General features: G+C 45.4%; 22 protein-coding genes. 4 read left to right on the top strand and 18 right to left on the bottom strand.

Going from position 1 to position 22703, the window contains the following annotated elements:
* Positions 1 to 22 precede the first annotated feature (22 nt).
* From EKG38_RS08990 to ffh, 10 genes are all read right to left on the bottom strand, one after another.
* Positions 23 to 358 carry a hypothetical protein gene (locus tag EKG38_RS08990; protein WP_012141514.1) on the bottom strand — a complete coding sequence of 112 codons (336 nt, stop codon included), beginning with the start codon at positions 356 to 358 and terminating at the stop codon, positions 23 to 25.
* A gap of 110 nt (positions 359 to 468) precedes the next feature.
* Complete coding sequence (locus tag EKG38_RS08985; RefSeq protein ID WP_126519932.1) at positions 469 to 1572, bottom strand: FAD-binding oxidoreductase; 1104 nt, start codon at positions 1570 to 1572, stop codon at positions 469 to 471.
* Positions 1573 to 1691: 119 nt separating this feature from the next.
* Positions 1692 to 3350 (bottom strand): hydroxylamine reductase, encoded by a 1659-nt coding sequence (gene hcp / locus EKG38_RS08980; RefSeq protein WP_126519931.1) that lies wholly within the window; start codon positions 3348 to 3350, stop codon positions 1692 to 1694.
* A 687-nt stretch (positions 3351 to 4037) separates the two neighbouring features.
* The gene (tyrA, locus tag EKG38_RS08975) at positions 4038 to 5177 is read right to left on the bottom strand and encodes a bifunctional chorismate mutase/prephenate dehydrogenase (RefSeq protein ID WP_126519930.1); all 1140 of its coding nucleotides are present in this window, start codon (positions 5175 to 5177) and stop codon (positions 4038 to 4040) included.
* 76 nt (positions 5178 to 5253) lie between these two features.
* The gene (locus EKG38_RS08970; RefSeq protein WP_126519929.1) at positions 5254 to 6345 is read right to left on the bottom strand and encodes a 3-deoxy-7-phosphoheptulonate synthase; all 1092 of its coding nucleotides are present in this window, start codon (positions 6343 to 6345) and stop codon (positions 5254 to 5256) included.
* A 339-nt stretch (positions 6346 to 6684) separates the two neighbouring features.
* A complete protein-coding gene (rplS, locus tag EKG38_RS08965) occupies positions 6685 to 7038 on the bottom strand; it encodes a 50S ribosomal protein L19 (RefSeq protein WP_012141509.1) in 354 nt (117 codons plus the stop codon).
* A gap of 53 nt (positions 7039 to 7091) precedes the next feature.
* Positions 7092 to 7820 (bottom strand): tRNA (guanosine(37)-N1)-methyltransferase TrmD, encoded by a 729-nt coding sequence (gene trmD, locus EKG38_RS08960; RefSeq protein ID WP_126519928.1) that lies wholly within the window; start codon positions 7818 to 7820, stop codon positions 7092 to 7094.
* 15 nt (positions 7821 to 7835) lie between these two features.
* Positions 7836 to 8366 carry a ribosome maturation factor RimM gene (rimM, locus tag EKG38_RS08955; protein WP_012141507.1) on the bottom strand — a complete coding sequence of 177 codons (531 nt, stop codon included), beginning with the start codon at positions 8364 to 8366 and terminating at the stop codon, positions 7836 to 7838.
* Positions 8367 to 8386: 20 nt separating this feature from the next.
* A complete protein-coding gene (gene rpsP, locus EKG38_RS08950; protein ID WP_012141506.1) occupies positions 8387 to 8638 on the bottom strand; it encodes a 30S ribosomal protein S16 in 252 nt (83 codons plus the stop codon).
* Positions 8639 to 8941: 303 nt separating this feature from the next.
* The gene (gene ffh, locus EKG38_RS08945; RefSeq protein ID WP_126519927.1) at positions 8942 to 10315 is read right to left on the bottom strand and encodes a signal recognition particle protein; all 1374 of its coding nucleotides are present in this window, start codon (positions 10313 to 10315) and stop codon (positions 8942 to 8944) included.
* 33 nt (positions 10316 to 10348) lie between these two features.
* Here ffh and EKG38_RS24920 point away from each other — a divergent pair, with 33 nt between their 5' ends.
* From EKG38_RS24920 to EKG38_RS08935, 3 genes are all read left to right on the top strand, one after another.
* Positions 10349 to 10501: a hypothetical protein gene (locus EKG38_RS24920; RefSeq protein ID WP_185826820.1), complete on the top strand. Its 153-nt coding sequence runs from the start codon at positions 10349 to 10351 to the stop codon at positions 10499 to 10501.
* A gap of 497 nt (positions 10502 to 10998) precedes the next feature.
* Entirely contained in the window at positions 10999 to 11787 is a 789-nt protein-coding gene (locus EKG38_RS08940) for a cytochrome C assembly family protein (protein WP_126519926.1), read from the top strand.
* 186 nt (positions 11788 to 11973) lie between these two features.
* Entirely contained in the window at positions 11974 to 13269 is a 1296-nt protein-coding gene (locus tag EKG38_RS08935) for an HlyC/CorC family transporter (RefSeq protein WP_126519925.1), read from the top strand.
* Positions 13270 to 13408: 139 nt separating this feature from the next.
* Here EKG38_RS08935 and EKG38_RS08930 read toward each other — a convergent pair whose 3' ends face one another.
* Positions 13409 to 13954, bottom strand: a complete 546-nt coding sequence (locus EKG38_RS08930; protein WP_126519924.1) for an Mpo1 family 2-hydroxy fatty acid dioxygenase — start codon at positions 13952 to 13954, stop codon at positions 13409 to 13411.
* Positions 13955 to 14221: 267 nt separating this feature from the next.
* Here EKG38_RS08930 and EKG38_RS08925 point away from each other — a divergent pair, with 267 nt between their 5' ends.
* Positions 14222 to 15244: a sensor domain-containing diguanylate cyclase gene (locus EKG38_RS08925; protein WP_126519923.1), complete on the top strand. Its 1023-nt coding sequence runs from the start codon at positions 14222 to 14224 to the stop codon at positions 15242 to 15244.
* Positions 15245 to 15685: 441 nt separating this feature from the next.
* On the opposite strand, the gene acpS is transcribed toward EKG38_RS08925, so the two are convergent.
* The 7 genes from acpS to lepA all read right to left on the bottom strand — a co-directional run bounded on the left by acpS (position 15686) and on the right by lepA (position 22648).
* Positions 15686 to 16084, bottom strand: a complete 399-nt coding sequence (acpS, locus tag EKG38_RS08920; protein WP_126519922.1) for a holo-ACP synthase — start codon at positions 16082 to 16084, stop codon at positions 15686 to 15688.
* Positions 16085 to 16139: 55 nt separating this feature from the next.
* Positions 16140 to 16877, bottom strand: coding sequence for a pyridoxine 5'-phosphate synthase (gene pdxJ / locus EKG38_RS08915; protein WP_126519921.1), 738 nt, complete (start codon positions 16875 to 16877; stop codon positions 16140 to 16142).
* A gap of 140 nt (positions 16878 to 17017) precedes the next feature.
* Entirely contained in the window at positions 17018 to 17710 is a 693-nt protein-coding gene (gene recO, locus EKG38_RS08910) for a DNA repair protein RecO (protein ID WP_126519920.1), read from the bottom strand.
* Between the two features lie 379 nt (positions 17711 to 18089).
* A complete protein-coding gene (gene era, locus EKG38_RS08905; RefSeq protein WP_126519919.1) occupies positions 18090 to 19097 on the bottom strand; it encodes a GTPase Era in 1008 nt (335 codons plus the stop codon).
* Positions 19094 to 19771 carry a ribonuclease III gene (rnc, locus tag EKG38_RS08900; protein WP_126519918.1) on the bottom strand — a complete coding sequence of 226 codons (678 nt, stop codon included), beginning with the start codon at positions 19769 to 19771 and terminating at the stop codon, positions 19094 to 19096. Before rnc ends, era begins: the two co-directional genes overlap by 4 nt.
* A gap of 1 nt (position 19772) precedes the next feature.
* Entirely contained in the window at positions 19773 to 20690 is a 918-nt protein-coding gene (gene lepB / locus EKG38_RS08895; RefSeq protein ID WP_126519917.1) for a signal peptidase I, read from the bottom strand.
* A gap of 167 nt (positions 20691 to 20857) precedes the next feature.
* Positions 20858 to 22648 carry a translation elongation factor 4 gene (gene lepA / locus EKG38_RS08890; protein WP_126519916.1) on the bottom strand — a complete coding sequence of 597 codons (1791 nt, stop codon included), beginning with the start codon at positions 22646 to 22648 and terminating at the stop codon, positions 20858 to 20860.
* Positions 22649 to 22703: the final 55 nt, after the last annotated feature.

Genomic DNA, 22703 nt, shown 5'->3' with positions numbered 1-22703 from the left:
TTTGCATCTGATTTTTAGGGCGCTATATGGCAACACCATCGGTTAAATTCAACCAACCTTTCAATATTCGATGGCAGAACCAGAGTGTAGCAATCAGATAGATGATCGCACTCAGCCAAATTTGTGATAAAGAGAAGCCCACCCCTCCCAACACCATAAAACCGATTGTCGAACGTCTCTGCCAGCGAAGGTGAGAGCTAACTAATGCGCCTGCAGAGGAAGACTTCTGGCCAAGGTTAATGATAAGCCCCAATAGGGTTGGAAGGAAAAGAAGCGGAAAAGCGGTCATCAACGCATACAATAGATGCGCTAAGCTTGGATCGTCTATGGCTAGTCTCTGAGAGGTTGTCGATATCATAGATAAGCTCCAAAGTGACAAGGTATGCAAAAAATCAGATAACACTCATCTTTAACAATACGTTGTCACTGGCCATAGCGCAAATCTGCAGATATAAATTACTTAATGCTTTACAAGGCTAACGAAATGTCAGACTTCATTTTTGTAGAGCAAGCAAGCACATAACCTTGTGCAATTTCATCAGCGGTCAGTGTCATTTGGCTACTGGATTCGGTCTCGCCCTCTAATACCTGACACTTACATGCCCCACAAACACCGGAACGGCAAGCTGCAATGATGGGTAATCCTTCGGCTTCAATCCCTTCGAGTAGGCTCTGCTCTTGGCTCATACTTCTGCGACGCTCGCCTATGCTGAGCATAAAAGCAGTTTGCTCTGTCACTGCACCCAAGTCAGTACCATTGTCCATCTCAGAGGTCACAGCGACACCACCGAAACTCTCCTGGTGGTACATAGACATATCGAAACCAATCTCTTCTAAAAGAGACTTAACCCCTTTCATAAAAGGCTCGGGTCCACAGACAAAAATTGTTCGCTGGTGAAAATCTTCGACCATGCTCTTGAGGTTATCGGCATTGATACGACCTGACTCACAGGCTAACCTACTCTCTATCAATTCTGCACCGGACTCAAGAATCAAACTTAGCTTGAAGGCTGGATTATTGTGATTAATTCTTTCTAAATCTGACTTAAAGATCAGATCTTCTGGACTCTTAGCACAATGCAGGAAAGCGATATCGGCTCCAACCTGAGTATCGGTTAACCAACGAGACATCGAATACATAGGCGTAATACCGCTGCCGGCACTCAAGAACAAAAACTTGTCGGCTTTAATATCAACCAGGTTAAATACGCCATCCGGCCCGGTTGCTGTGATGGTATCACCCACATTGAGTGAATCGGCTAAATGATTAGATACAACTCCGCCTTCGATACGTTTAATCGTCACAACGATAGAGTAAGGACGAGAGGGCGATGAAGAGATCGTATAGCTACGGTAAGTTAGCTGGCCATCTATTTCGGTCTTGAACGTTAAAAATTGGCCGGGCTTAAACTGAAACTTTACCGGTTGAGCACCTTGAAAGCGAAAGCTAATCACATCATGGGTTTCGTGCCATTTTTCTACACATAAAAGTTCAACGTCCCCATGTTGCCAACTGGGAGAGGTTAGCTGCAACTCATCAGAATATGGTTTTGAAATCGTATCGGTAGTCATGACGTTCCCATAAATTTATAAATATCGAAATTGAGGGCTAAAAATTGAAAAGTTAACTGACCATCTTGCATCTGTCTCAATGACAAAATACAAGCATGGTCAGCTAATTTACTTGCAGATTAAGCGACGTTTAAAATTGTCTTAAGATCATCTTCAACGGTCGTTGTATTACGAAGACCAAACTTATCTTCCAATATTTTAAGCAGATTATCGGTTAAGAATGCCGGAGGAGTTGGACCGGTACGAATATTCTTAACGCCTAATGACAAGAGTGTCAGCAACACAACTATCGCCTTTTGCTCAAACCATGAAAGCACTATGCTCAATGGCAGCTCATTGATCTCACACTCAAATGCTTCAGACAGAGCGATAGCCAGCTGAATAGCCGAGTAGGAGTCATTACATTGGCCAATATCGAGAAGACGCGGGATACCGTTGATATCACCAAACTCAAGTTTGTTAAACTTATACTTACCACAACCCAGAGTTAGAATTACTGAATCATCTGGCGCCTGAGTCGCAATATCGGTGAAGTAGCTACGCTCAGCCTTATCACCATCACAACCACCGACGAGGAAGAAGTGCTTGATAGAACCATTCTTCACGTTATCAATCACTGCAGGAGCAGCGGCCATCAGTGCATTTCGGGCAAAACCTATGGTGATAAGATGGGGGATCTCATCATAAATGAAGCCGTCAAGCTCTAATGCTTTTTCAATAACCGGAGTAAAGTCATCACCCACTAAGTGAGTCACTCCCGGCCAGCCAACGATACTGCGAGTGTAGATACGATCAGCGTAGCTGCCTACGTTCGGATCGACAATACAGTTAGAGGTCATCACTACCGCACCAGGGAAGTTAGCAAACTCTTTCTGTTGGTTCTGCCAAGCACTGCCATAGTTACCCACCAGGTGTGGATACTTTTTAAACTCAGGGTAAGCCAATGCAGGTAGCATCTCACCGTGAGTAAAGACGTTGATGCCTTTACCTTCAGTTTGCTTAAGGATAAGTTCAAGGTCGACCATATCATGGCCAGAAACCAAGATAGCCTTACCTTTTACCGCAACTGTGTTCACTTGAGTAGGCTCTGGGTGACCGAAGGATTCTGTCTCACCTTCATCAAGCATTGCCATCACTTTGTAGTTTAACTGACCAATATCCATTGATGTAGCGAAAAGCTTATCGGCATCGACAGAATCTTCACCAAGGAAAGCCATGATCTCATGGAATTGACCTGCAACCTCATCATTAGTCTGGCTAAGAACGCGCGCATGCTCCATATAAGCAGCCGCACCTTTAAGGCCGTATAGACATAAAAGGCGAAGGCCCAAAATGTCTTCGTGAACGTCGCCACGATTCGGAGCAGCTAGTGCAGCCTGAGTGATCATCTCTGGCTTTGAAGTAGCTAAAATTAATTGCGCTGGAGCACTCAACTCTGCAGGAGTAACGCCTTTAGCAGCACATGCGGTCTCATAGGCATCTTGCAGACGTCCACGGTAAGCGTTAGCTTGCTCAACATACTCGACGAGTCTGGCGTCATCGAAGTTAACGTTGGTCAAGGTAGCAAAGAAGGCTTTAGGAACGAAGGTGTCGATTTCATGGTCGATAATATCGAACTCACGAGCCTTTACCGCGTAGGCAGATACACCTTGAAGTACATAGATAAGTAGATCTTGTAGATCGGAAGTTTCGGCAAGCTTTCCGCACATTCCTTGAGAATAGCTACAACCATTTCCTGCTGGGGTTCTAATTGTTTGTTCACACTGAATACAAAACATTACGACTGCTCCTGGTTTTAATCATGCTTTTTATTTGCATGTTTTAGCTGATTATAAATCTATTAGTGTCAGCTTCGAAGCAATATTTGTTTTAATGATGAAAACTATGAAGTAGATCAACTTCACAATCCCCTAATAAAGATAGGGAAATTATAATACCAATTGCATTAAGTACCTGACCATTCAGCGAGAATTCAAAGCCCTGTAGGCAAGGGCTATATTTGCTCCTGCAATATAGACATACGCCACTTCCATGTGGCTATAAGATGATTGAAGCTAATAGTTATTCTCGGCAACAAGCTCCTGCGTTGCTCTACCTCCTGCATCTGACCTCCACGGAGGGAGGAAATGTCATATTTTGTATGGAACAAAAATAGACCATGCAGTCGTATATCGAAAGCATCCAGTGCAGCATAAAGGGCTTTGCCCTTTGCTTTAAACATCAGTCGCACTAAGTGAGCCCCTCAGGCTTCCCACTTCTGCTTTGCATTGACTTAAAAGGGAGTAACCATTTCCTCATCAATGCGTCTTGAATTGAAAATCCTGAGGGGCTCTGAATTGGTTAATTATTTAATGCAACTGGTATGAATATTCTAAACATTAGAAATATAGCGGTGGTGTAAAACAAAAAGGGAGCATTAGCTCCCAATTCTCAAAAACACATAAAAGTATTTAAATTTAAGTAAGTTAGTCAGTCTTCATATCATTAACCGACTGCAACATGGCCCGGCTCTCGCGTTGGAATTGAGGAGCAAAATCTCCAAACCATTGCGCGACCTCTTTGAACTGAGACACAAACGCCTCGCGATCACCCGATTGCAGCAGTGACAGAGCCTGAGAATAATTATCTAAATAATCCCCGATTGCTTTAAGACTCTCTTTTTGGGCAAAGATAATATCCGCATACAGCTCCGGACTTTGCGCAAAGAGTCGACCCACCATCGCCAGCTCGAGTCGATAGATGGGTGAGCTAAACTGCAACAGAGACTCAATGTCTGCCTCCTCTTTGTAGAGGTTAAACCCATAGACGAAGGAGGAGAAGTGGCGCATAGCCTGAACCAGTTGCATCGCCTTATCATGACGCTCAGGCTCGGCTTCTACGAGACGGGCTCCCCAGATCTGTATCTGTTCGAGCAGCCATTGATAATCTTGACTCCCACGACCATGACATACCACGACCACCTGTTTGGCTAAGCTACCGACATCGGGTCCAAACATTGGGTGTAAACCGACTACAGGACCTTTATGCGCCTCGAGCATTGCATTAACAGGCTCTCCCTTAATAGAGGTAAGGTCGGCAAGAATACAATCTTGTGGTAGCTCGGTAAGTTTCTCTTTTATCAGAGAGCATGTTATAGCGATAGGGACAGTGACTATCACTAACCCGGCTCCATCGAAAATTGCTGTCGCTCTGCACCAGTCATCTTTATCCAGCACTTTGACCTGATATCCGGATAACGTCAGCATTTGAGCGAATAAACCACCTAGCTTACCCTCCCCTCCAACCAAGACGACATGACCAAGATCCGGATTCACTTGTTTAAAGCCAACATCCTTCTCATTGAGGTAGGACTCACGCATCAAGCGTCTCAATATATCCTCAATCAGTTGAGGAGAGACATCCATCTTCTGCGCTTCGCCCCGACGCTTAGCCAACATTGACGCTTCACGTTGTGGCGCATAGATAGGAAGACCAGCCCCGTGTTTAACCGCGCCAACCTGAGCGACTAAATCCAATCGTTTCCTTAAGAGATGGATCAATTGTTGATCGACACCATCTATCAAGCCTCTTAAGTTTTCCAGTTCAGCCGTTGTTTTTTCATTCATCGATCATCTATCCATCACAAAAAAGTCATCAGATATAGAGAATATATCTATTCAAAGCAGCTATGAGCTAACCAAATCAGGCATTGGCAACCTTAAGCATATCAAATCGAGTAGGTAAAACTGAAGATAATAAGGCCGAACCTTCACGCAATATCTGTTCAGTGGTTTCCCAATCGATGCAGGCATCGGTCACTGAGACCCCGTAAGCGAGCTCGTCCATGGGCTTATTGCTACTCTGATTTCCCTCATTTAGGTGACTCTCTAACATGACGCCTATGATGGATTGATTGCCGGCTGAAATCTGGCCAAACACATCTTCACATACGCCCTTCTGCTTGCGATGATCCTTCGATGAATTTCCGTGGCTACAATCGACGATTAAACGCGCATTAAGATTTGCACTGTGCAGCTGACGCTCACACTCGGCGACACTGACAGAATCATAGTTAGGTTTTTTTCCACCGCGTAAGATCACATGACCGTCTGGATTACCCGCGGTTTGCAACAGGGCAACTTGTCCTTTCTGGTTAATCCCCATGAAACGGTGACCACTGGCGGCAGATTCCAGAGCATTAATTGCGACTCCTAACTTGCCATCGGTACCATTTTTAAACCCAACAGGCATAGATAAACCCGACGCCATCTCTCTGTGGGTTTGTGACTCGGTGGTACGAGCCCCAATTGCAGACCAAGTCACCAACTCTGACATGTACTGCGGACTGATAGGGTCTAAGGCTTCGGTAGCCACCGGCAAGCCAAGCTCAGCTAACCAGATCATCAACTCTCTGGCCTGACGTAACCCCTTTTCGACGTCGAATGACTCATCCATATCCGGGTCATTGATCATGCCTTTCCAACCAACCGTTGTACGAGGCTTTTCGAAGTATACCCGCATAAGAATGTAGAACTCATCGCTCAGCTCATCATGAAGTTTCTTGAGTTTAAGTGCGTACTCTTTCGCCGAAGCAATATCATGGATTGAGCAGGGACCGGTGACTATAAGCACGCGGTTATCACGCTTATGGACGATATCGGCAACGGTCTTACGTGCATTTAACACATAATGATAGGCATGCTCAGATAGAGGGAGCTCAAGTTTTAACTCCTGCGGGGTCACTAATACTTTCTCTGAACTGATATGAACATTATTAATTGTATCTTGTTGCATGCTTACCACCTGATGACTTCTGAAAAACTGAGCTTCGCTACATTACTAGCCTGTGTTCAACCTTAAAACCGTAAAGGCGTACTGCTACACCATTACAAGTTAAAACTAACTATGCCTGTGCTTTCAGATAAGATCAAGAGCGAACTGCTAACAAGAGGAAAATTCATGGAATGAAGGGGAAAGGACCTAGGTTTTAGGTTATACGCGATAGGACTCAAATGAAAATAGCTTCCCGGCTGAAGCCGGTCCTACATAAGCTGCCCCCTTAAAACACAAAAACCCGCCATAAGGCGGGTTGTTGTGCGAACACTGCATCTTTTTTTACTGCGTACTACTAAATTACTTAGTAGCTAGCTTCTCACGGATACGTGCAGACTTACCTGAACGCTCACGTAAGTAGTAAAGCTTAGCACGACGAACACGGCCGCGACGCTTAACTTCGATGCTAGAGATGATTGGGCTGTGAATCTGGAACGCACGCTCAACACCTTCACCATTAGAGATTTTACGTACTGTGAATGCAGAGTGAACGCCGCGGTTACGCTTAGCGATTACAACGCCTTCGAACGCCTGTAGACGCTCTTTACCGCCTTCTACAACACGTACTTTAACAACTACTGTGTCACCTGCACCAAACTCTGGTACATCTTGCTTCATTTGCTCTTCGTTGAGCATTTTAATGATGTTATTCATGAAATAAACTCCATACTAGAAATAACCGATCGTAACTATCCACTTGGGTTCGTTTATTCAACAAACTCATTTAACAGCTTCGTTTGTTCGTCAGTCAGAGCTAGATTTTCTAATAAATCTGGTCGTCTTAACAAAGTTCTACCGAGACTCTGTTGTAGACGCCAGCGTCTAATATGTTCGTGGTTGCCACTTAACAACACTGCCGGTACATCTAAACTATCCAAGGTTTCAGGACGAGTATAGTGGGGACAATCCAATAATCCGTCAGAGAAGGAATCCTGCTCTGCCGAGGCTTTCTTTCCTAGTACACCAGGAACCAGCCGTGATACTGAATCAATCAGAGTCATTGCAGGAAGTTCACCGCCCGAAAGCACGTAATCTCCAATAGACCACTCTTCATCCACTTCAGTCTGAATAATGCGCTCATCAACACCTTCGTATCGACCGCACACTAAAATCAAACTTTCTGACTTAGCTAACTCTTCGACGCCTTGCTGTGTCAGCTTGCGTCCTTGAGGAGATAGATAAATCACCTTCGCACTGTCGCCAGTCGCAGCTTTCGCCGCATGAATAGCGTCGCGTAAAGGCTGCACCATCATTAACATGCCAGGGCCACCGCCATAAGGTCGGTCATCCACTGTCTTATGTTTATCATGGGTGAAATCACGAGGATTCCACGTTTGCAACTCCAGCAGGCCATTTTTAACGGCCCGACCCGTTACTCCAAAGTCTGTTACGGCGCGAAACATCTCAGGAAACAGGGTTACTACCCCTAACCGCATATGTTCTACCTCGACTTAAAAGTCCGGATCCCAATCCACTGTGATCTGTTTTTCCGTTAAGTTCACCTCAATGATGAACTGCTCGGTGACAAAGGGGATCATACGTTCCGCTTTGCCGAAGCCATCTTTTGCGTTAGCTTTAACAAGGAGTACATCATTCGATCCTGTTTCCACGATCTCCTGAACTTTACCCATGTTGTAGCCTTTGGTATTCATCACTTCACAACCGATAAGATCTCGCCAGTAGAATTCATCTTCCGGCAAGGTGTCCATCTGCTCTGGAGTCACCGCTATCTCACAATTAGTGAGCATTTGCGCGTGTTCCCGTGTTTCTACGCCCTCAAGACAAGCGACAACCGCTTTACCTTGAAAACGCCACTGGAGCACTTTAACCTCGCGCCATTCGCCTTGCTCTTTTATCAACCAAGGTGAATAGTCAAAAATACCTTCAACAGAATCGGTATAGGTAGTGATCTTCAACCAACCCTTAATGCCATGACTGGATCCTAATTTCCCCAGCACAACAGGTTCTTGTTTACTACTCATCAATCTATACCTTAACGCTATTAAGCAGCAGCTTTACGTGCGTCTTTGATTAGCTTTGCTACACGATCAGATGTAGCAGCACCAGTAGCAACCCAGTGCTCAACGCGAGCTAGGTCTAAACGTAGAGTTTCTTCCTGGCCACGAGCCATTGGGTTGAAGAAACCAACACGTTCGATGAAACGACCGTCACGAGCATTACGGCTATCAGCAACTACGATGTTGTAAAATGGACGCTTTTTTGCGCCGCCACGAGCTAAACGAATGGTAACCATGCGTCTTTTATCCTCTAATGATTTGCTTCCAAAATGAAGCAAAAATAAAAACTGGGATCCCGTGTTCGCGAAGAGTCCCAGATAGAAAGCCGGACGAGTTTACCTTACTCGCCAGCGAATGCAACCAAATATACCAATTCTGATTAAAGTCTATCCAATAAAATGGAAATTGGTGACAATGTTTTTTAACCTTTATTTACGGCTATTCAGCTGAATTATACAGCTGAGACCGACGTAAATAGAAAGCCCACAGACATCAATATTAGCATCTGTGGGCTCATTAATTTATAAATGTGGTTTGTTCTAGCGACCCGGCATCTTCATTCCCGGAGGCAACATGCCACCCATACCGCGCATCATCTTCTTCATGCCACCTTTACCAGACATCTTCTTCATCATCTTCTGCATCTGGCTGAACTGCTTCAGTAGACGGTTAACGTCTTGTATCTGAGTGCCTGAACCTTGAGCGATACGGCGCTTACGTGAACCTTTTATCACATCAGGACGAGCGCGCTCACCTTTGGTCATAGAGTTGATAATGGCTTCCATCTGATTAGTCATCTTGCCATTTTGTACTTGGGCTAAGGCTTCGGGAGGCAATTGCCCAACACCGGGAAGCTTCTCAATCATGCCCATCATGCCACCCATGTTCTTCATCTGCTGAAGTTGCTCACGGAAATCTTCAAGATCGAAACTGCCACCTTTCTTCACTTTAGAAGCAAGTTTCATCGCCTTGTCTTTATCGACGCCGCGTTCAACTTCTTCAATCAGTGACAGTACATCACCCATACCTAAGATACGTGATGCAATACGATCCGGATGGAATGGCTCAAGTGCGTCAGTTTTCTCGCCCACACCTAAGAATTTAATCGGTTTGCCGGTAATGTGACGAATAGATAATGCAGCACCGCCTCGAGCATCACCATCGACCTTGGTCAATACGACACCGGTTAATGGCAGCGCTTCATTAAAGGCTTTAGCCGTATTGGCCGCATCTTGCCCCGTCATGGCATCGACAACAAAAAGTGTTTCGACAGGATTAACCGCGGCGTGTAGCGCCTTGATCTCATCCATCATGCCTTCATCGACATGTAAACGACCTGCAGTATCGACAATCACCACGTCGATAAACTTCAGCTTGGCGTGAGCCATGGCCGCATTGACGATATCGATAGGCTTCTGGCTAACGTCTGACGGGAAAAATTCGACTTCCACCTCAGCGGCCAATGTTTCAAGCTGTTTAATCGCCGCAGGACGATAAACGTCGGCACTGACAACCAGAACCGATTTTTTATCTCTTTCACGTAGGAACTTAGATAACTTGGCAACACTGGTTGTTTTACCGGCACCTTGCAGACCCGCGACCATAATGACAGCTGGAGGTTGAGCCGATAGGTCTAACCCTTCGTTCGCCTCGCCCATCGCGTTTTTTAACTCGCTCTGGACTATCTTAATAAATGCCTGACCCGGACTTAAACTTTTTGAAACCTCCAAGCCTACAGCACGTTCTTTTACACCGTTGACGAAAGCTCGTACAACAGGCAAAGCAACATCAGCCTCAAGTAGCGCCATGCGCACTTCTCGTAAGGTATCCTTAACATTATCTTCAGTTAAGCGCCCACGACCACTGATATTTTTCAGCGTTCGTGACAGTCTGTCCGTTAGGTTCTCAAACATTATCGAGTTCTTTACCGTTTAGAATTTACATTGATGGCGCGTATTATATACCCAAGCCAACTTAAGATGCCAGCGTGGGGCCCCTCAACTCCCCCAGATAAGAGTAATTATGATAAGGGGGCACTCGCCGCTATCAAGCATGAAGTGCTGATATTCTATGAATACCGTTACACGGGGCAAACCTAAATACTGCCAATTTCTCCCCTTTGTATAAGCAAAATATTCAATATAAGACTAAATGGCCAATAGGCTGCTCGTAGCAGGGAGGGTCTAAAATATAAAGCCTTAACTGGGGGAGTGATTAATCCCCCCGAACTCAGCCCATACTCGGATTTTTGGAGCGCTGTTCTGAAAATGGCTCGACGCTCCAATGCTCGAAGGTCTGTTACGCCATCGGCTAAGGCAGCGCCAATATCACTAAAGCAATGTGAGATGTATATGCTAGTTGTACAAGGGAAGTGTATATGTGAAGTATAAAGCCCATCCTGACGCTTAGAAATGTGTGAAACTTAGGCCTAACGCTCAGAAAGAACTAATTTTTGTACGCTAACCTACTGCACAATTGGTTGTCGCTCGTGTTATTCTAGGAATAAGATTTACATGTGAACTTTTCCTGTTCGATACATTTGACTGTATCGTCAACAATCGGTGCATTGCAAACACAAACGATAGGTTAATACTCAATGGTCATATTTTCCGCTTCAGCCATGTTATTTTACTGCATTGCCTTAGTGCTAGTGGTTAGTCGCCTCTTTCATGCCGACGGCCCTAATCGACGCATTGTTGCCGCCTTTGCAGCAATAGCCGTAGTACTTCATGCCGCTGCACTCTCTCAGGCAATTTTTACCGGCGACGGTCAAAACTTTAGCCTGACCAATGTAATATCTATGGTGAACTGGATTATCGCTTTCACCTTCACGATACTGTTATTCAGACTAAAAATGATAATAGTCGTGCCCGTGATTTATGCCTGCTCAATCATCTCCGTTGCGCTTCTATGGCTTGTTCCACCTGAGTATATAACTCATTTCGAACTTCATCCGGATGTGCTGTCTCATGTGGTGTTATCACTCATGGCTTACAGCGCCTTGATGATCGCGGCGCTATACGCGATACAGCTTGCCATTATTCAACATAAGTTAAAGAGTAAGAAACTCATCATGAGTCCCGCTATGCCGCCTCTGATGACAGTTGAGAAGCAACTTTATCATTTGGTCATCGTCGGCGTTATTCTATTAAGCCTCTCGCTAGCGACTGGTTTTATTTTCCTCGATGATATGTTCTCAGAAGGAAAAGGACACAAGGCGATACTCTCTATCATCGCCTGGTTTACCTATATTGCGATGCTTGCACAGCAATATTGGGTGGGCTGCAAAATAAGAACCGCCGTGCTCTATACTCTATCCGGCGCTACCCTGCTATCGCTCGCCTATTTTGGCGCACGAATAGTCAAAGAGCTTATTCTTACCTAATGATGGCGTGAGTAAACCTCAAGCTATAGCCCGAGTAAGCCTTATTTGTTCAGATATTCAGTAATTTGAATTTTCCCTAACCAATAAGGCTAACTTGACACTTTCCCCGATTAGCTGTAATTACTAGTTTCTTACGCTTATTTTATGTTTTTATAACATGATCTCACCCAACACTGGAGCTCCTTTTTGGACGCGATATCGACAAGCGCACTCCTGATCATCCTTGCTGTGCTACTCATTATTTCAGCCTATTTTTCCGGGTCTGAAACCGCCATGATGACACTCAACCGCTATCGTCTAAAGCACTTAGCCTCCAGCGGCCATAAGGGCGCACAACGGGCAATAAAAATGCTTGAAAGGCCAGACAGACTCATAGGGCTTATTCTCATCGGTAACAACCTGGTCAACATTCTGGCTTCCGCTATTGCGACCATCATTGGAATCCGATTGTTTGGTGATGTGGGGGTCGCCATTGCCACTGGAGTGTTAACCTTAGTTGTCTTAGTATTCGCCGAAGTCACCCCTAAAACCGTTGCAGCACTTCACCCTGAACGCATCGCCTTCCCATCAAGCTTAATCCTTAAATGGCTGCTGGTAATCCTCTCGCCATTGGTAAAGGCCGTAAACTTAATTACTTCAGGCTTCCTTCATCTGCTCGGGATTCACTCAATAAAAGCATCAGATGCACTGAGTCAGGAGGAGCTGAGAACCGTCGTTCATGAAGCTGGGGCATTGATCCCCAGACGTCACCAAGAGATGCTGCTATCCATCATGGATCTTGAAAAAGTGACAGTTGAAGACATTATGGTGCCGCGTTCAGACCTATACGCCATCAATATCAACGACGAGTTTAAGAGCATTAATAAGCAGGTTATTCAGAGCCCGCATACTCGCGTACTGTTATACAGAGACAATATCGACGATGCCGTTGGCTTCGTTCACCTTCGTGATGCACTTAGATTGCAATCCAAAGAGCAGTTCAGTAAGTCTTCACTACTGCGCGCCGTAAAAGAGCTCTACTTCATCCCTGAGGGCACACCGCTCAACGTACAGCTGGGTAACTTTCAACAGAATAAGGAACGTATAGGGCTAGTGGTCGATGAATATGGTGACATTCAGGGCTTAGTGACCCTCGAAGATATCCTCGAGGAGATTGTCGGTGACTTTACGACCTCCATGGTCACCACGCCCAGCGAAGATATCAACAAGCAACAAGATGGCAGTTTCTTAATTGAAGCGAGCATTAATATTCGTGAGATGAATAAAGAGATGCAATGGGACTTTCCTATCGATGGTCCTAAGACACTAAACGGCCTTATCGTGGAGTATCTCGAAGAGATCCCGGCCCCAAATACTAGCATGCGGATCGCGGGCTACCCTCTGGAAGTCATAGATGTAGCCGACAATAGGGTCAAAACTGTCAGGGTGATGCCGCAGTATTATATAGCCCCCAAGAAACATGAAACACTCAAGAAACGCTAAACCGGAAATACAGTTCAATGTGACCAAAAATATAAAGGCGCCTCAGGCGCCTTTTACGTTCAGATGGATCTCCTGTCCTAAATGTATCTACATATTTAGGACTTTAAAATGAACACCTTCAGTAATACCAATCGACCCATCATCTACGTGCCGCGCGGCGCTCTGTTTCAAGTACCCGTCGCTTATCAATCGCCATCGGCGTTATCCGCTTATCTAACTCTTTCTCGAGCCCAAGCATAAAATACACTTCGGCCATTAAAAAGAACGGACCAATAAGCAACTGATTCAAGTCATCCACAAATGCAGGCTTTGCCTTCTCATATTGATGACCTATCAGTTGAAACACCCAACCAATAACAAACACGGCTAGCGCTATCCAAACCGCCCCCTGTAGCTGAGCCACAAGATGCGAGGTATAAAGTACCGGAATGATAAACAAGGTTAACCCTATGGCCAGGCGAGTATGCAGCCTGATGTAATAGATGAGAACGCCAATAGCAAAGGCCGTCGCGACATTGATACTGATGGCGGGCACATCCAGAGCAAAAAACTTCACCGGAATAAGATTGAGCAGTAAGAACAGAGACCAGATAATCAGCGGAATACCGACAAAATGAGTCTTAATATTCTTCGGGTTCAAATGAACACTCTTATAAGTCGATAACTGCTCTTCGGCGGATTTCATCTCTTCACCTCTATCATTAAGTGTGACGCCAGTCTCATTTATCACTAACCTAATGTATTTCTGAATTCATTAATAGAGTAAAAATTCAACGGAATAGCGTTATGGTCTCGTTTAACCTGAATTTTCAGACATTTCTTTACTAATAGCGAGCCCAAATAGAGAAGCAATATTGAGGTCAGATAACAAACTAAAAAGATTAATTTGTTTTAGGCATACAAACTCAACTATATTAAAGAAAACAAAATAAAATCAACATATAAGTAACAGATGAACGATACCTATAAACATAGTGAAGTCACAGAGTCAGACACCACCCTAAATGCTATCCTGGATTTAATCGTCGAGGGAACATGGGACTGGAACGGTGAGACAGGCCATGTAACCCGCAGCCCGGGATGGTATCGCATGCTTGGCCATGAAGTAGGAATCTTTCAAGAGAACGTTTTTACCTGGGAAAATATCATTCATCCAGATGACTACAAGAGAGTGATGGCACACTTCGAGCAATATATAACCGGACAATCGACTCAATACCTTATCGAATACCGCTGTAAAAAGTCTGATGGCAGTTACCTATGGATAATCGACCGGGCCAAGATCCAGGCTTATAAGGCCGATGGTACCGTCGCCAGAATGATTGGCGCACACCATAATATTCATAATAAAAAGTTAGCTGAAGATGAGGTCTGCAAGCTAAATAAACTCCTGCAACAAGACAATATGTCGCTGGATAATTTGATCAAGATTAATGCAAAAGAGTTGGAAAATAAAAACCAGGAGCTTGAAGAGAAAATTAGAGAGGTCGATCTCCTTTCAAATATAGACCTTCTCACCAACATCGCTAATCGCAGAAGCTTTGAAAAAGAGTTAAAAAAAGAGGTATTACGCTCAAGGAGATACAACCATCCCCTCTCCTTAGCCATTTTTGACATAGATCTATTCAAAAATGTAAACGACACCTACGGCCATAAGATAGGCGACGATATCCTGCAAAAATTGTGTAAGCTGGTATCCGCTAATATCAGAGAGCTGGATTTCTTTGCTCGATGGGGAGGTGAAGAGTTTGTCCTCATATTTCCGGAACTAACAGTTAAAAAAGCACTCATTGCGACCGAGAAACTAAGAACGTTAATCAGCCAATTTGAGATAGAACCCGGTCTATATATTACCTGTAGTTTCGGAGTCACCGAATGCACAGATAAGGACACTATAGAAGCTCTATTTCAGCGCATCGACAAGTCGCTATATCAAGCCAAAAGCAATGGCCGCAACAGAATCGAAAGCCTATAAAGCCAAGCCTAGAAAACTAACTCTATAAACCAGGACTGATAGACCAAAGCTTATAACTCCATATATCAGCCACTAACCGCCATGCGGCGCTCCTCACCTTTTCCTCTCCATCGTTAAACACTTCAGTGACTAGCCGCGAGCACAATCTAATCGTCATGGTTGACCACTACAAATCACATGCTTTAGAAAACCTAGTGTAGATGCAACTGCGAGCTTCCAAAACATGGAAGTTTTGGTAGAGCCCACAAGGACGTGCTTGCGGCGGTTCGCAGTAGCATCTACACATCAGGTCTTTACTAGGCATCCTACCTTCACGACATTAGTGCATCCATGCACAGCACTCACCGCAGGTGATAGATTAAATTGAAGGAGCGACTTTCAATTAACCCTCAAATGACAATTTAAAGGGATAATCGAGTCTTATCCCTAAGACTCAACTCTTTATGATTCAAGAATGACTGTTGCTGTCGCATAGTGCTTCTCATCGGCAATCGAGATATGTCCGCGAACGCCACCTAAAAGGGCGAGCCTTTCTGCCGCTCCATCGCTGAAACTAACGATTGGTGCACCATTAGCATCATTGGATATTTCGATATGTTGAAATGATACACCGCGGCCAATGCCTGTGCCTAAAGCTTTGGCGGCAGCCTCTTTGGCTGCGAAGCGCTTGGCCAGGTAACGCCCGGGCTTTGATGAGGCAACAAATATCACCATTTCAGACTCTGTCAGCACGCGCTTGGCCAGGCGACACTGAACCAGAGACTCATGATCGCCAGCTTGCGGTACTTTTTGCTCGATACGTTCTATCTCGGCAATATCGGTGCCTAAACCAACAATCATGAAAACTCCTTAAAGCTGAGAAGTTCCTAGGAACTCATACCTCGAGCCTAATAACCTACTCGCCTCTGCGACCTTCGTTCATCAGTTGCTTCATATCTTTAACGGCTGTTGCCAGACCGTCGATAGCAGCGCGGGCGATGATTGCATGGCCGATGTTAAGCTCGTAGAGCTCTGGGATTGCAGCGATAGGCTTAACGTTATGGTAGTGAAGTCCATGGCCGGCATTCACGATTAAGCCCTTAGAGTGAGCGTATTTGGCCATCTCGGTGATACGTGCCAGCTCTTTGGCCTCTTCGGCTTCATTTTCGGCATCGGCGTAACAACCTGTGTGAATTTCAATCAGAGGTGCGCCAACTTCGACTGCGGCATCGATCTGAGTTTTATCGGCATCGATAAACAGAGAGACCTTGATCCCGACCTCATCGAGACGTTGCACAGCCGCACCGACCTTCCCCATCTGACCCGCGACATCTAAACCGCCTTCTGTCGTGAGCTCTTCACGTTTCTCAGGTACCAGGCATACATAGGTCGGTTTAACTTCACAGGCGATATCGAGCATCTCATCTGTTACAGCCATCTCAAAATTCATGCGCGTTTTTAATGTTTTGGCTAACAGGTAGATATCACGGTCAATGATATGGCGTCTGTCTTCACGCAAATGAACCGTGATCCCTTCGGCTCCGGCATGTTCAGCAACCGCAGCGGCATGAACAGGATCCGGATACGATGTCCCACGGGCCTGACGTAAGGTCGCGATGTGATCGATATTAACACCCAGTAAAATACGGCTCATGGAAATTCCTCAGAAAATAGGGGGATAGGGCGGCGTTATTCAGTATTCACGCCGTCAAAATATTATTGAAGCTATTGTACTAATGTCGCGGGGAAAAACCAGTGTAAAAACGACTGTCGCGGGGGAAAACCAGTGTAAACCTACTTAGCTATCGGTGATGTCGGTCGGTATTTAAATAGCCCCCTCGACTTCAGAGGTTTATCACCCAAGCAGGGGGCTAACATGAGGCGCATCAAATGTTTGGCCTGTTTGAAATGTGCAGGCAGTAACTTATGCTCATTCAGAGCCAACAACATCTCTCCGCTATAGTGAGATCTCTTAGGGCCCAGAGCGCTGATAAAACCTTCATCGGGCAGCAATCGATAGTAGTAATCGGCTTCGATGGCGTCTTGGCTGATGTCGACGATAAGTGTCGGCATCAAGCCTATCTCTTTGAGCAGTTCGAGCTCAAAGTACCTTAGCTGACTCTGGCAGAAACCGGCAGCCATCGCCATCAAGGTTCTGTGGTAGGTAAAGAAGAGTGCCTCACCACCATGATCGACACTGGTGCAGCGTACGAGTAACTCATTGAGATAGAATCCCGAAAAGCTCACCTCGCCACTTAAAGGAATAGCCGGACTCGCAGCTTCGACTTGGGTGAGGTTTTTAAGGCTGGTGCGGCCGGAAAGTTCAAAAAGAAGGGGCTGAAAAGGTTGTAAAATACTTTTGATTGAGCTCTTGCCACTCCCTAAACGAGCGACGCAATCGACTCTCCCCTGTCCATCGACCAACATATTCACTAATACACTCGAGTCACGAAAGGGACGAGTGTGCAGCACATAACCACGCAACATTAATTAATACCAATTCCATTAAGTAGTTGCTCATTCAGCGGGAATTTAAAGTGCTGTAGGCAAGTAGGTGGATTGAAGCTAATAGTTATTCTATCTCGAAAGCCGCGTACGTAACATAAAGTGCTTTAAAACCCGCACTACGTGAGCTTCTCATGGCTTCCACTTCTTCTTTGTATTGCCTCAAAAGGGAGCAACCATTTCCTCATCAATACGCCTTGAATTGAAAGCCCTGAGGTAGCTCTGAATTGGGCACATATTTAATGGAATTGGTATAAACCTCAATGGCACTGGCGTTAAGCCAGTTTTAACGCAAAAAAAATGCCCATCAACCCGGCAATGAATCATTACCGAGTCAAGAGGCATTATTGTGCGAAGAGAGTTACTCCTCGCCATAGCCTAAGCTGCGAAGTGCACGTTCGTCATCGGCCCAACCGGATTTAACCTTAACCCACATCTCGAGGAACACCTTGTTGTCGAACAAGACTTCCATATCGACGCGGGCAGCCGAGCTAATCTTCTTGATGCGATCGCCCTTGTTGCCGATCACCATACGCTTCTGTGTTTCACGCTCGACAAGGACCAAGGCATTAATCTGATAGACGCCATTTTCCATCATCTTAAACTGCTCAATCTCAACCGTACAATCGTAAGGTAGCTCATCCCCTAAGAAGCGCATCAGCTTCTCACGGACGATTTCAGATGCCATAAACTTCTGTGAGCGATCGGTGACATAGTCTTCCGGGAAGAAATGTTGAGACTCTGGCACGGATTCGACTGACATATCTAAGATACGCTGAACATTGGTGCCCTGAGTCGCTGAAATCGGCAGTATTTCATCAAACTCAAACTTCTTCGACAACGCTTCGAGGTAAGGGAAAAGTGCTTCCTTATCTTTGATGTTATCGACCTTGTTGATCGCCAATACTGTCTTACGACCATCATCACGGCTTTGCAACTTACGCAAAACCATCTCATCGTCTTCGGTCCAGGTCATGCCGTCGACGACAAAGATCACCAGGCTAACTTCGGCTAATGAACTGGCCGCAGCACGGTTCATCAAGCGGTTGATGGCTCGTTTCTCTTCCATGTGCAAGCCAGGCGTATCGATAAACACCACCTGACGTGCGCCATCGGTATGAATACCCATGATGCGATGACGTGTTGTCTGAGGCTTCTTAGAGGTGATACTGATCTTCTGACCAAGCAGTTTGTTGAGTAACGTAGATTTACCCACATTTGGTCGACCAACAATCGCTACCATGCCACAATACGTCACATCGTATTTTGCATCCGATGAGGGATTGTTCATCTGTGCCAACAGTTCATCTAAGCTAGGTTCGTTCTGCTTACCCGCTTCATTTTTTGCTGGCGCGTTTTTCTTGGTCATCTCTTCATTAACTCCAAAGCGTCGGCAGCCGCTAGCTGCTCCGCTTTTCTACGGGAACTTGCAATACCGATAACCGGCTTGCTTAACTCTTCAACATAACACTCCACCGTAAAGGTTTGCGCGTGCGCCTCACCTTTAATGTCTGTGACTTTATAGACTGGAAGAGGCTTTTTAAAACCTTGCAACAACTCCTGCAACAAGGTTTTAGGATCTTTCTGGTTTACCGGCTGGATAGTCGCAAGACGTGACTCATACCAACTCAGCACTAAACGGCGACACTTTTCGACACCTGAATCGATGTAGACAGCGCCTATAATGGCTTCAACGGCATCGGCAATGATTGACTCTCTTCTGAATCCACCGCTTTTCAACTCTCCCGGGCCTAAATTCAGGTAATCACCTAATTTAAACTCGAAACCGATCTCAGCCAGCATTTTTCCACAAACTAATGTGGCACGCATACGACTCAGATCGCCCTCAGTGGCCTTAGGAAATTGATGAAACAGTGCATCAGAGATAATAATAGATAGTATAGAGTCGCCAAGGAACTCTAGCCTTTCATTATGTTTACTGGACGCACTGCGGTGTGTTAATGCATGCTCGAGTAGCGATTGGTCGTTGAACTCATAACCTAAAGTTCGACATAATCTAGGCATGTTTTTAATCGGTTCCATCTTAAGTAATTCCACCTACGCGCTCGAAACGTACACCCGTTGGGATCCAGCCTGGTAAGAAGTCGGCTGCCGTTCGTTCAAATTCAAAACTAATCCAGATAGCAACCGCTTTACCGACCAGGTTCTCTTCGGGTACGAATCCCCAGAAACGACTATCGGTACTGTTATCACGGTTGTCACCCATCATAAAATATTGGCCTTCAGGGACAATGAACTCCCCAACAGGAAGGTTACCTTCACGGAAGTAATATCCCAAAGGATCGGGGCGACTCGGATTGATCAAAATATCATGACTCACTTCGCCTAATTGCTCTGTATAACGCAGTAGCGGTGTCCCGTTTTGAGCAAATTCACCTTGATTAACCGACTCTCGAGATACCTGCTTAAGTTCAGGGCAAGTCTCTACACCCTCACCACACGCCGGCTGTATATAGAGCTGTTTATTACGGTAAACAATTCTATCACCAGGCAGACCCACTACTCGCTTGATATAATCTATTCTAGGGTCGACCGGATACTTAAATACAGTCACATCACCACGTTCAGGCTTATTATTCTCAACCAACTGGTTGCGCCACACAGGATCTTTAAGCCCGTAACTGAACTTCTCAACCAAGATAAAATCGCCGACTAAGAGTGTTGGCATCATAGAACCCGATGGGATCTGAAACGGTTCATAAATAAACGAACGTAAAATAAGTACAAATGCGATCACAGGAAAAATAGAACGAGACGTCTCAACGAGTGCGGGTTCACGAGTGATTTTTTCGGCGACTTCTTCACTGATATCTGCGTCCACCGCTTGCGCCATCGCAAGCTTTGCACGACGCTTAGGTGCAAGTAACAATGCGTCGGCCATCCAAACCAGGCCACTACTCAGAGTCACTAATACCAAGATAAGGGAAAAATAGGCTGCCATAGATAATTAACTCCTGCCTTAAAACAAATAATGCTATTTCTAATAGATACGCGGTCAAATAATCGCGTATCACAGACGAATAGGTCAGTTATACGTTAGTAACGAAAGCGCCGCAAACTGCGGCGCCTTTTTTTGCTCACTATTAACAATTCTTAACGAATTAGCCGTTAATCATTGAGCTTAAGCACGGCGAGGAAGGCTTCTTGTGGGACTTCCACATTACCCACCTGCTTCATACGCTTCTTACCTTCTTTTTGCTTGTTAAGTAGCTTCTTCTTACGAGAAACATCACCACCATAACACTTAGCCGTTACGTCTTTACGCATCGCTTTAATCGATGAACGAGCGATAACCTGACTGCCTACCGCCGCTTGAACCGCAATATCAAACATCTGACGTGGAATAAGCTCTTTCATCTTATTCACAAGTGCCAGCCCTTTAGAGCGGATCAAGCCTTTGTGGATGATCATTGCTAAGGCATCGACTCTGTCACCATTGATAAGAATATCCAGACGTACCATGTCTGCTGGCTCAAAACGGATAAAGTTATACTCAAGAGATGCATAACCACGGCTGGTCGACTTAAGACGGTCGAAGAAGTCCATGACCACTTCAGCCATCGGTAACTCATAAGTTAGCGCCACTTGATTACCGTGGTAAACCAAGTTCTTCTGCACACCACGTTTTTCTACACACAGGGTGATCACGTTACCCAAATATTCCTTGGGTACCAATATATTGGTCTCTACTATCGGTTCGCGCATCTCTTCTATATTGTTTATCGCTGGTAGATCCGACGGATTATCGACATAGATAGTTTCACCTGTCGTCTTTACAATCTCATAGACAACCGTAGGCGCCGTAGTGATCAAATCCAGATTATATTCACGCTCTAAACGTTCCTGGATGATCTCCATGTGCAGTAGTCCGAGGAAACCAATACGGAAACCAAAGCCCAACGCAGACGATGTTTCTGGCTCAAAGAACAAAGAGGCATCATTCAAGCTAAGCTTGTTCAATGCATCACGGAAGCTCTCATAATCGTCGGTCGAGATAGGAAATAAGCCCGCATAAACCTGAGGCTTAACCTTTTTAAAACCAGCAAGAGGCTTTTCTGCACCATGCTTGGCATGAGTCAAGGTATCCCCCACTGGAGCACCGTGGATCTCTTTAATGCCCGCAATAACAAAACCGACTTCACCGGTTTTCAGCTCAGTGGTATCTGTTTGTTTAGGGGTGAATATACCCACGCGATCAGCGTTATAGTTTTGTCCTGTAGACATAACCTTAAACTTGTCGCCTTTTCTCAATACACCATTTTTAATTCGAACCAGTGACACAACCCCTTGGTAACTATCGAACCAAGAGTCGATGATCAGAGCTTGCAGAGGCCCTTCTGGATCACCTTCAGGTGGTGGAATTTGCGCAACGATAACTTCAAGCACGTCTTTAATACCGATGCCGGTTTTTGCAGAGCAACGCACCGCGTCAGTCGCTTCGATACCAACGATATCTTCAATCTCATCGGCGACACGATCTGGATCGGCCTGAGGTAAGTCTATCTTGTTCAAAACCGGAACAACGTCCATATCCATCTCTAACGCGGTATAACAGTTTGCCAGAGTCTGAGCTTCTACACCCTGTCCGGCATCCACCACTAAGAGTGCACCTTCACAAGCTGCAAGAGAGCGTGAGACCTCATAGGAAAAATCGACATGACCAGGTGTATCAATAAAGTTCAATTGGTATGTTTCACCATCTTGAGCTTTATAATCGAGAGTAACACTCTGTGCCTTAATGGTAATGCCGCGTTCACGCTCAATATCCATTGAGTCCAGTACCTGGGCTGCCATTTCACGCTCAGAAAGACCGTCGCATTCTTGAATCAAACGATCGGAGAGAGTTGATTTGCCGTGGTCGATATGGGCAATAATCGAAAAGTTTCTAATGTGCTTCATGTTATGGATTGATTACTACTCGAAGTTGAAATTATCAAAAGTGCCGAATTGTACC

The organism is Shewanella canadensis, assembly GCF_003966225.1.
In the GTDB taxonomy this organism is placed as follows: Bacteria; Pseudomonadota; Gammaproteobacteria; order Enterobacterales; family Shewanellaceae; genus Shewanella; species Shewanella canadensis.
Note: the sequence above shows the minus strand (reverse complement) of the source record. Positions and strands in the feature narration are given on the sequence as shown.